General features: G+C 44.9%; 8 protein-coding genes. 1 reads left to right on the top strand and 7 read right to left on the bottom strand.

Translation table 11 applies throughout. From position 1 onward, the window contains the following. Positions 1 to 27: 27 nt before the first annotated feature. Complete coding sequence (gene dapB, locus B6K08_RS11365) at positions 28 to 819, bottom strand: 4-hydroxy-tetrahydrodipicolinate reductase (protein WP_039205607.1); 792 nt, start codon at positions 817 to 819, stop codon at positions 28 to 30. A gap of 201 nt (positions 820 to 1,020) precedes the next feature. Here dapB and B6K08_RS11370 point away from each other — a divergent pair, with 201 nt between their 5' ends. Further along, a complete protein-coding gene (locus B6K08_RS11370) occupies positions 1,021 to 1,854 on the top strand; it encodes a tRNA 2-thiocytidine biosynthesis TtcA family protein (RefSeq protein ID WP_039205608.1) in 834 nt (277 codons plus the stop codon). 56 nt (positions 1,855 to 1,910) lie between these two features. Here B6K08_RS11370 and B6K08_RS11375 read toward each other — a convergent pair whose 3' ends face one another. From B6K08_RS11375 to B6K08_RS11400, 6 genes are all read right to left on the bottom strand, one after another. Beyond that, positions 1,911 to 3,539 (bottom strand): putative bifunctional diguanylate cyclase/phosphodiesterase, encoded by a 1,629-nt coding sequence (locus B6K08_RS11375; RefSeq protein WP_039205610.1) that lies wholly within the window; start codon positions 3,537 to 3,539, stop codon positions 1,911 to 1,913. Next, positions 3,532 to 4,872, bottom strand: a complete 1,341-nt coding sequence (locus B6K08_RS11380) for an MFS transporter (protein WP_039205629.1) — start codon at positions 4,870 to 4,872, stop codon at positions 3,532 to 3,534. The genes B6K08_RS11375 and B6K08_RS11380 overlap by 8 nt, the downstream gene beginning before the upstream one ends. 168 nt (positions 4,873 to 5,040) lie before the next feature. Then, on the bottom strand, positions 5,041 to 5,841 hold the full coding sequence (locus tag B6K08_RS11385; protein ID WP_052211663.1) for a methyl-accepting chemotaxis protein: 801 nt from the start codon (positions 5,839 to 5,841) through the stop codon (positions 5,041 to 5,043). Next, on the bottom strand, positions 5,813 to 6,175 hold the full coding sequence (locus tag B6K08_RS11390) for a hypothetical protein (protein WP_039205611.1): 363 nt from the start codon (positions 6,173 to 6,175) through the stop codon (positions 5,813 to 5,815). Before B6K08_RS11390 ends, B6K08_RS11385 begins: the two co-directional genes overlap by 29 nt. Before the next feature lie 220 nt (positions 6,176 to 6,395). Further along, positions 6,396 to 9,011, bottom strand: coding sequence for an alanine--tRNA ligase (gene alaS, locus B6K08_RS11395; RefSeq protein ID WP_200810427.1), 2,616 nt, complete (start codon positions 9,009 to 9,011; stop codon positions 6,396 to 6,398). Between the two features lie 152 nt (positions 9,012 to 9,163). Next, positions 9,164 to 10,177: a restriction endonuclease subunit S gene (locus B6K08_RS11400; RefSeq protein WP_039205614.1), complete on the bottom strand. Its 1,014-nt coding sequence runs from the start codon at positions 10,175 to 10,177 to the stop codon at positions 9,164 to 9,166. Positions 10,178 to 10,536 lie beyond the last annotated feature (359 nt).

A 10,536-nucleotide genomic window follows, 5' to 3' on the forward strand; every position in this document is an offset into this window, starting at 1 on the left:
CGGCTTAATCCATAAACGCTTCTGAGTTTAGTCCATGAACTTATCCAAGCCAATAATAAGGCCCTTGTGACCTAAAATACTCTTGGCAGCAAGGCATACACCTGGCATAAAGGACTCACGGTTCAGTGAATCGTGACGAATAGTCAGTGTCTGACCAAGACCTCCGAAAATAACCTCTTGGTGGGCCACATAGCCCGGCAGGCGTACACTGTGAATGTGCATACCGTCCACATCTGCACCACGGGCACCAGCAACCTTTTCCTTCTCGTTAGGATTACCCTGAACATGGGCCTTGCGAACCTCGGAAATGAGGGCTGCCGTCTGAAGTGCAGTACCAGATGGTGCATCCAGCTTCTTGTCGTGGTGAAGCTCTATAATCTCCACCTCCGGCATATATTTGGCTGCCTGTTTGGCCATCTGCATCATCAAAACGGCACCAATAGCAAAATTAGGAGCAATAAACACTGGGGTGTCATTGGCCTCAGCCAATTTAGCCAGCTCCTGCTTCTGATCATCGGAAAGGCCGGTGGTACCAATAACTGGAGCCACCTTATTCTTCAGAGCCACCTGGGCACTGCCAAATACCACATCGGGAATAGTAAAGTCCACCATTACCTGTGGCTTTACACTATCTATAGTAGTCTGTAAATCTCTGGTAAAGCTGACGCCGCATTTAGGAAGGCCTACAGTCTCCCCCGCATCTCCTTCACCAACTATATCAACAGCGCCCACCAGATCAAGGTCCTTATCCTCAAGAACAGCCTTTACAACAGCCTGACCCATGCGACCGTAAGCGCCGTTTACTAATACCTTTATCAACGCAAACCCCTCCGTAAATTATGATTGTCCACTACTGACGCATATAGACATCACATATTATTTTATATACAATAATACTGTTTGGCAAGAAATTTTTTGTATTTTTCCATTCACAATATACATATGTCTATAAATACGCAATTCAAGTTACACTATTTTATGTATTTAAGGACTTACTAATAAAGAAAGGTGGAGTAAAGCTTGAAAATTAATCTTCCCCAGCTGTATTTCAGCAAGCTGATGCGAGCCATTACAGAATTTGAGCTTATTGAAAACGGGGATAATATAATGATTGGTGTGTCCGGTGGCAAGGACAGCATCTTTCTGGCCTATGCCATGGCTATGATGAAAATGCGTTTAAAAAAGGACTTCTCCTTAAAGGCTATTACCATAAATCCCATGTTTTCCGAGAATTTTGGTGAAGGTGTGGAACGCATCAGAGCATTTATGAAGGAGCTGGACATCCCCTTCGATACAATTGACGTGGATATTGCAGGTACCATTGAAGCTCAAAATGGAAAGGACCCATGCTATTCCTGTGCCTTTTTCCGCAGGGGTGCCGTGAACCGTTTTGCCAAGGAGCATGGCTGTAATAAAGTTGCCTACGCCCACCACCATGACGATGCGGTGGAAACTTTTTTTATGAGCCTGCTTTATTCCGGCCAAATTCATACCTTTACGCCAAAGACCTACTTGGACAAGATGGATGTTACTGTAATACGTCCTCTGGTGTATTTTAGGGAGCAGGAAATCATTGATGCCATCGAGTACCATGGCTTCCAGCCTGTGACCTCCCCTTGTCCTTATGATGGTCACACCATCCGCCAAACCGTAAAGGAGCTTATAGCTTCCATGAGCAAGGACAATCCCCAGCTCTATCCTCATCTGGCCTCTGCCATGAGAGAAAATGCCGTAGGTGAACTGTGGCCCGCTGCCAAAAACCGCAAGGAAATGCAAAAGGCCTATTACAGCTACATGTACGGAGACACCTCACCCCCCCTGCGGGGACCTTCCCCTCAAGGGGAAGGCAACTAATAAAAAAGACAAGTGCGGGTCTATACCACAGACCAACACTTGTCTTATTTTTATTTTCATTGCGCCGGCTTCAACATCTTCTCGTAATCCTCCACGCAAAGAGGACGGCTGAAGTAGTAGCCCTGAATCATATCGCAGCCCAAATCCTTCAAAATATCCACCTGGAATTTTTCCTCGATACCCTCGGCCACAGTCTTGATACCCAAATCCTTTGCCATCATCATCATATAACGAACAACAGCAATATCCTGATTTGACATATTAATGGTCATGGAATCAAAGAAACTCTTATCAAATTTCAAAATATCCAGCGGAATCCTGTTTAGAAGACCCAAGGAGGAACAACCAGTTCCAAAATCATCCATGGCTATCTTGAAGCCAAGCTTATGTATCTCATTAATGAAATCTATTACAACATCCTCATCGGTTCCGGTTGAGCTTTCCAAAACTTCAAATTCAATCAAATCCTGAGGTATGTCGTACAGAAACAATTTTTCCTTTACAAACTGCAGATACCCGGCACCATTTTGCATGGTTGGACGGGTCACGTTTACAGAAATAGGATAAATCTCCAAGCCCTTGGAACGCCATTCGCAAATATTCTGGCACACCAAATCCATTACATGCATATCAAGACGCACTGCATTACCATCCCGTTCAAAGAGAGGAATAAATTTCCCTGGTGGCATAAAGCCCATTTCATCACTATTCCAACGAATCAGAGCCTCAGCTCCTCCATGCACAGCCTCATCACCGCCAATACAGAACTTAGGCTGATAATACATCATAAATTCCCCTCGTTCTATGCCAATAAGGAAGGCGTCCTCAATTTTCTTTTCCTCAAAAATCTCCCGACGCATACTCTCATCAAAAAGATAAACTGTATTAACATTTTCAGATTTGCCTCTTTTTCGGGCAATATTTGCATTGTCAGCAAATCTGGCTGCCAGTTCCCGGCACCTTTCCTGAAGCTCGTCAGGGGTGCACCCCTCCAAATCCTCACGCAACTCCTTGGCACATATACGCATACCACCGGCAGAGAAGGAAATCATGTGGTTGTAGATTCCGCCATGCAAATTACTTTGAATGTCCTCATCATTTGTGGAAACCAGCTCCATGGACACATTGTCCAGTATGTTGCGAATACGTCTGTAATCCTTGCTCCTTTCCTGGCTTTTTAAAAGCATATAGAAAACATCACCATTTATACGGTAGCACTGCTCCCCTTCCTTAAGATTATTGGAAAGCATTTCACCTACCATCCTGATAATCTTGGTTCCGCAGGCAAAGCCAAAAACATCATTTACCGCCTTGAACTTGTCAATATCCAGAGTCACCATAATGTAATCCTGCTCATTTTTGCTGTCAGAAAGAAGCTCCAAAAAGTCCTTATTGTACCCAACTATACTTGGCAGCTGCGTAACATTATCCTTTATGTTACGCTCATGATATTCATGTATTCTCTTTTTCTCCACCAGTATGGAATATCCTGCACTAATAGCCACCAGCAAAAATATGGCCACCAGACCCTTGTTCAAATAATTGGCTATTGCCAGTGATTCAGCCTTTGGCAAAACAGACATCAGCTGAAATTCCATATAATTGCTGAGAGCAAAAAGCCCCATACTGGTGATAACGGCCAATACAATTATTATATTGCTTCGTTGCATAGCTATCTTACTCATAGGAAGTTTGCCCCTCCTTCTTTTTTCTGGCCAGCGAGGCCATTATACCGAAAGCACAAATCAATGAGAAAATTCTGAATATCATCTGAATGGCCTCCAACAAGGCCTCATTATCTGCTCCAGTTACCGATTTAACCGCATTTACATCCATAACAATAGTTACTATGGCCATGGAAAAGGCCTGACCAATAAGCCGCATGGTAGCCAGCAATGAAGATGCAGTACCATAATACTTAGGCTGACAGGCTCCCAAAATCGCATTATTGTTTGGCGATGAAAATAATGCAAAGCCTATGCCAATAATCATCAGTATAAATCCTACAATCACCAACGAGCTGTCTTTGTGAAGCCACGACAGGGCAAACAGCCCCACACTGTTAATCGCCATACCCACGGAGGCAACTACCCCCGGATCAATTCTGTCAGATAAAGCTCCCGCCTTTGGTGACAATATAGCCATCATAAGGAACTGCAAAAGAATAATACTGCCTGCCACAGCTGCACTAAGGCCACAAATAACCTGTAAATACATGGACACCAAAAAGCTGATGGCAAAGGTTGCAGCATAATGGAGCATGGCCGCCAGATTACTGCACGTAAATACCCGGTTTCCAATAAACATATTTACATCCAAAATAGGATGCTGATTTTGACGCTCCACATATATAAATACCCCCAAAGACACCAAGCCGGTGACAAAGAGACAACCCCCAAAGGTATCCGTAATTTTTGAAAAGCCATACAAAATAAGGGGGATGGTAATCATATAGCAAAGACTTCCTATGTAATCAAAGGGAGCCCCCCTGTCTCCATACCATTCTTCCTTTACCTTCAGCATAAAAATCAAGCCCGAAGCTGCCACCATTCCCGTAATAAAGAAGAACCAGCGCCAGCCAAGATATTCACAAATGAAGCCACCAAGAGCCGGGCCACAGGTAAGTCCCACATAAACCGACGCTGTCTGATACCCCAAAATGCGTCCCCGCTCCTTCTTGTCAAAGACAGAGGCCAGCACTGCCATTCCGGGACCAAAAACCATGGCCATTAGCCCTCCCTGTATAAATCGTATATCCATAAGAAAATCTATAGAGGTGGCAAAGCCTGCAATCAAAAGAGTAATGGAGAACATGACTATACCAATTTTATATAAACGCTTACGTCCCAAAATATCAGCAGCCTTGCCCAAAGGCAGATTAAATATGGCGGAACCAAATAAATAGGCCGCTGCAACCCAACTAAGGTCACCTGTCATGGCCTCAAAATCCCGCCCTATGGACGGCAAAGCCACATTTATTCCACTGCCCACCATGGAGCCTATGAAAGACGTTATCATAACTGCGTATAAAACGTACTTCTGCAAATCATCATCCCCAGCTTTTACTCTTAGTATAATTTTACAATAAAATAAGTAATTATTCTACGATAAAAGCGAGTTTGTATCCTGTAAAAAAAATACCAGGCCATAACCACAGCCTGGTATAAAATATCAAAATATACACTATTAATATTTAAACTTACGGGCTTCTACATTCAGCTCCTCTGCCAATTCAGCCAAAGAATGGGCTGCAGCGGCAATTTCTTCGTTGGAAGCAGATTGCTCCTCCGTAGCAGCCGAAATAGTCTGAATCTGACGGGAGGTATCACGGCTAACCTTATCAATGGAATCAACAGCCTCTACAATGCTATTGGCTCCACTGGATACAGTACTAACAGAAGAATCAATTTCCGTCATCTGGTCACTAATGTTGCCTACCTTGCTCATGATAGCCCGGAACTGCTCACCAACATTACGAATGGCTTCAATACCTTCCTTAACATCGTTAGTACCAGTTTCCATGGTCTTAACAGCCTTTTCTGTCTCTCCCTGGATACCACCAATACGTGTTCTGATTTCCTCCGCAGATTCCTGAGACTGTTCAGCCAACTTACGGACTTCCTCTGCTACTACTGCAAAGCCGCGTCCTGCCTCGCCGGCACGGGCAGCCTCTATAGCCGCATTCAGTGCCAGAAGGTTCGTCTGCTCTGAAATAGCAGTTATAGCATCTACGATTTCACCAATCTGCTGGGACTTCTCACCCAACTGAGCTACAACAGATGCAGACTGGGTCACGCTTTGCTCAATGTTGTTCATTTTGGATACAGCATCCTCCATCAGCTTTTCGCCCTTTTCTGCAGCCTCTGCCGTAGAATTGGTAGCTTCTGTAACCTTCTTTGCCTTTTCGGCCATGCTGTTGATATCACTGTATACCATATCCACATTTTGCTTGGCGGTATCAATATCCGTGAGCTGGTTTATCGCCATCCTTAAAGCTCATCAATGCGCCATCCTTGTGGGCTGCAATCATACCCAGGATAGTAGGATCATCACCACCCATAGCAAGGTTGCTACGGGTCATAACTGCCTCATGGGTTCCACCGGCATTTGTCAGAACCTGACCTGCAGCCTTCGACATGGACTTACGGCCCTCAACCCACTCGCCAATCTCGCCTTTTTCTGACTGAACAACAGCCACCAGCTCTGCTTCTACACTCTCCTCTACAGTATTGTTGGAAGAAACTAAACCAATAATGGAGATAATCGCCATCAGCAAGCCACAGCCTACCGCCAACAATACAAATTTTTGTTTTAGTCTCATGGATAAACACCTCTCTAGTAATAATAATTTAACTTAGCCACAGACAATAAAATATTATTTCTCCTTTTTATTTCGACATTATAGTTGTAAACCCTTTAAATAATTATTTTTTTTGAAAATACTTTCACCCATTTTAAATCACCCATACTGGGCGAACCAAAAAGCTGGAACACTTTGAAATATCAAAGCTTCCAGCCTTTTAAATCATATATGCTATTAATTAACCAACCTGAGCAGTCAAAACCTCCACAGCCTTTTCCAGTGCAGAATCCAGATTTTCAGGCTTCTTGCCGCCAGCCTGGGCCATATCCGGACGGCCGCCGCCGCCACCACCAACAACAGCAGCAGCTTCCTTGATAATCTTACCAGAATGAGCACCCTTGGCCACAGCTTCCTTGGAAGCCTTAACCACAAGGTTAACCTTGTCGCCATTAACAGTACCAAGAACCACAACGCCGTTGGTAATCTTGCCACAGGTCATATCTGCAATGCTTCTCAGATCATCCATATCAGCAGCATTGACAGAAGCAGCAATTACGCTGACCTCGCCCACGGTCTTCACCTGATCGGTGAGAGCAGCAGCATCTGCCTTGGCCTTTTCGGCATTAACAGCATCCAACTGCTTCTGGAGATCCTTGGCCTGGGCAGCCAGAGTCTCAACATGGGATACCAGCTCATCCTCACGGCACTTCAGGGCAGCAGCAGCATCAGCGACCTGCTGAGCCTTGGCGTTGGCATATTCCAGAGCCTTACGGCCAGTGATGGCCTCAATACGGCGTACACCAGCAGCCACACCAGTTTCAGATACAATCTTAAAGAGACCAATCTGCCCCACATTCTTTACATGGGAACCACCGCAAAGCTCCATGGAAAATCCTGGAACACTTACAACCCGGACCACGTCACCGTACTTCTCGCCGAAGAGAGCCATAGCACCCTTTTCCACAGCAGCATCCTTGGACATCTCCTCAATAACAACATCTGTGCCCTTAAGAATTTCATCGTTGACCAGCTCCTCAACATCAGCCAGCTGCTGAGCACTTACAGGCTCAAAGTTGGTGAAGTCAAAGCGGAGACGGTCACCATTTACAGAGGAACCAGCCTGATTAATCTGGTCACCAACAACCTTCTTCAGAGCAGCCTGAAGAAGATGGGTTGCAGTATGGTTACGGGCGGAGGAAAGCTTTTCAACCTTGTCCAGCTTAATCTGAACCTTGTCGCCAACCTTCAGCTGACCCTCCTCCACATAGGACTCATGGTAAATAGTGCCATCTGGCAGCTTCTTGGCATTAGTAGCCTTGATACGGCCCAATTCACTAACGAACAGACCAGTGTCACCAACCTGGCCGCCACCCTCCGCATAGAACGGGGTAACAGACAGAATAATACCAGCTTCCTCACCGTCCTGAAGGGAATCCACCAGAACGCCATCCTTCCAGATAGCCACGACCTCAGCCTCTGTAGCCTTTTCGTCGTGTTTTAAGGCAGCAGTATCAATATTCTTTAAATCAGGAACGGCAAAGCGCTGGTTCTCAGCACGGGCTGCACGGGCGCGGTCACGCTGCTCCTGCATCTCCTTGTCAAAGCCTTCCTTGTCGATATTCATACCATTTTCCTGAAGAATCTCCTCAGTAAGCTCCCAAGGGAAGCCAAAGGTATCATAAAGCTTGAAGCTCAGCTCACTGTCAAGAACCTTCTTGCCAGCCTTCTTGGCCTCAGACATATAGCCATCCAACAACTCCAGACCCTGCTCCAAGGTAGCGGAGAAACGATCCTCCTCCAGAGAAATAACCTTCTTGATGTAGTCCTGTTTCTGAGCCAGTGCCTCAAAGTCGCTGGCACCGTCATAAATCTTGCAAACTGCATCCACTGCACCCTCAAGGAACTTGTCCTTGATGCCCAGCATACGGCCATGACGGATAGCACGGCGAAGAATGCGGCGCAGTACATAACCACGACCCTCATTGGAAGGAAGAATACCATCCATAATCATGATACTCATGGAACGGGCATGGTCAGCAATAACCTTCAAGGAAACATCCTTATCAGCATCCTCACCATACTTTACGCCGGAAACCTTGGAAGCGTACTCAATGATAGGGAACAGCAAATCAGTCTCAAAATTGCTTGGAACACCCTGAATTACGGAAGCAATACGCTCCAGGCCCATACCAGTATCAATATTCTTGTTTTCCAAATCGTTGTACTTGCCATCCTCAGTACGATCAAATTGGGTAAATACGTTGTTCCAGATTTCCAGATAGCGATCACAGTCACAGCCTACTGCACAATCAGGCTTGCCACAGCCACGCTCCTCACCCAGATCAAAGTAAATCTCGGTATCAGGACCACATGGGCCAGGGCCGATTTCCCAGAAATTGTCCTCCAAAGGAACGATATGAGATGGGTCAAAGCCTGGCTGCTCCTCCCAAATCTTCCGTGCCTCGTCATCCTTTGGATAAATGGTAACCCACAGCTTGTCCTTTGGCATCTCCAAAACCTCGGTAAGGAACTCCCATGCCCAAGGAATAGCTTCCTTCTTGAAATAATCGCCAAAAGAGAAGTTACCCAGCATCTCGAAGTAGGTCTGATGACGGGCAGTATGGCCTACATTTTCAATATCACCGGTACGCACACAACGCTGGCTGGTGGTAATACGAGGGCGAGGTGGCTTTACCTTGCCAGTAAAATATGCTTTAAATGGCGCCATGCCGGCACCAATCATTAACAAAGTAGGGTCATTTTCAGGAATCAGAGAAGCACTTGGCAAACGCAAGTGACCTTTCTTTTCAGCAAAGAAAGTAAGATAAGCTTCTCTAAGCTCATTACCTGTCATTTTCTTCAAAACAATCTACCTCCAAGAATATATAAATCATATAAGTATTCACACTAACTTTAAGATTATACCATATTTATTGTCCAATATGAAGATTTACAAAAAAATAACTGCCGTATAAAAAGCTATACAGCAGTCGTTTTTTAGAGTAATTATTGATTCTGTAATTCTTCCTTCAAAATATTTAATGTGTATTCCTCTGTAGTATCATTCGTTCCCAGTTCCCCACGGAAGGCTCTGTCAAGAATGGATTTCTTTATGGTTTCAATAGAGGAAAGCACATTCTGACAATTTGTAATAACGGTGTTCTCCTTGGCCAGCAGATTACGGATTATGGATGCGATTTCCTGCTGCTCCGGAAGGGTGGGAACGCTCACCTGTACATCCTGCATATTCTCACTCTGATTACTTACACACTGTGATTGCTTCAGCCACTGTCCAAAGGACTCATGTATATCAGAAGAATCCAAAGGCTTGGTACACCAGCTATCTCTGCTGATGCCTTTAATCTTTCGCCAAAAAGAGGTTAACTTTCCGTTAACGCCTCCATTGATAATGGCTTTTTTCCGTATCTCAGTCCCGGCCAGTACACCTTCTATTAATTCCCCTGCTCTGTCCAGATCAGCACATGAGGACTCCAAAACAGAAACTATACGCTTTTGTTCCTCCAGTGGTGGTAAAGGAATTGGCATATTCTGCAATACTTTGCCGGCAATTTGAATAGTTGCTGTCCCAGTGGCATTTTCATATAGATAATCCTTGAAATTGGAAAGCAGCTGTCTTGTGTATGATATATCGACACAATCGCTTCTAAAAGCTGCTACACCACGTCCAAGGCAATACTCCTTATCAGCAATTACAGACTTGCCAATATTATTTTTCATTGAGATAACCAAATCTCCGGTCTGAGATACCTTGGTTGCTGTCTTGGTGTATTTTTTTACGGTAATTGAATTATCATCCAGCTCCGCCACACCGCTTATCACAGGAATAAATGTATCATCATCCGTGGCATCTTCACGCTTTGGATACTGTCCCAATATTATGCTGCCAACGCTTCCCAATCTTGCCCAACACCAGTTTTCCGGTACTTTAAAAGGCTGTTCTTCCTCCGGAACCAGAGCATTTTGTATTTTTTCTTCCAGTGTAAGTTGCTTCTTTGCCATTTCCTCTCCATATAGTCAAGTGTTTTCTTCAGTAAAATCAATACTTCTTTGAGTCCTCATAATGAATGAAGCTAAGGTTATGGAGTGATCTTCACCTCATACAGGGCAGATATATAGTGTTAATGGGTATACCAAATAAAACGTCATCACTAAACTATTTTAAATGGCCTCGATGTAATACCCATCCCTATATGGCAGCTCACCTCTCATGTCCAACAGGATCATCCCAACAAGGGGAGTCCTCACTTCCTTCGTTCTGCCTATCCATAACCAGGGTGCCAGCTTAGCTATTCATCAGGGTCATGCCCTCCGGAGATAATTCCTGCCGGCTACCAGCTCATTCTTTGTAACTACACTAC

The sequence above is a fragment of the Anaerovibrio lipolyticus DSM 3074 genome (assembly GCF_900141865.1).
Classification (GTDB): domain Bacteria; phylum Bacillota; class Negativicutes; order Selenomonadales; family Selenomonadaceae; genus Anaerovibrio; species Anaerovibrio lipolyticus.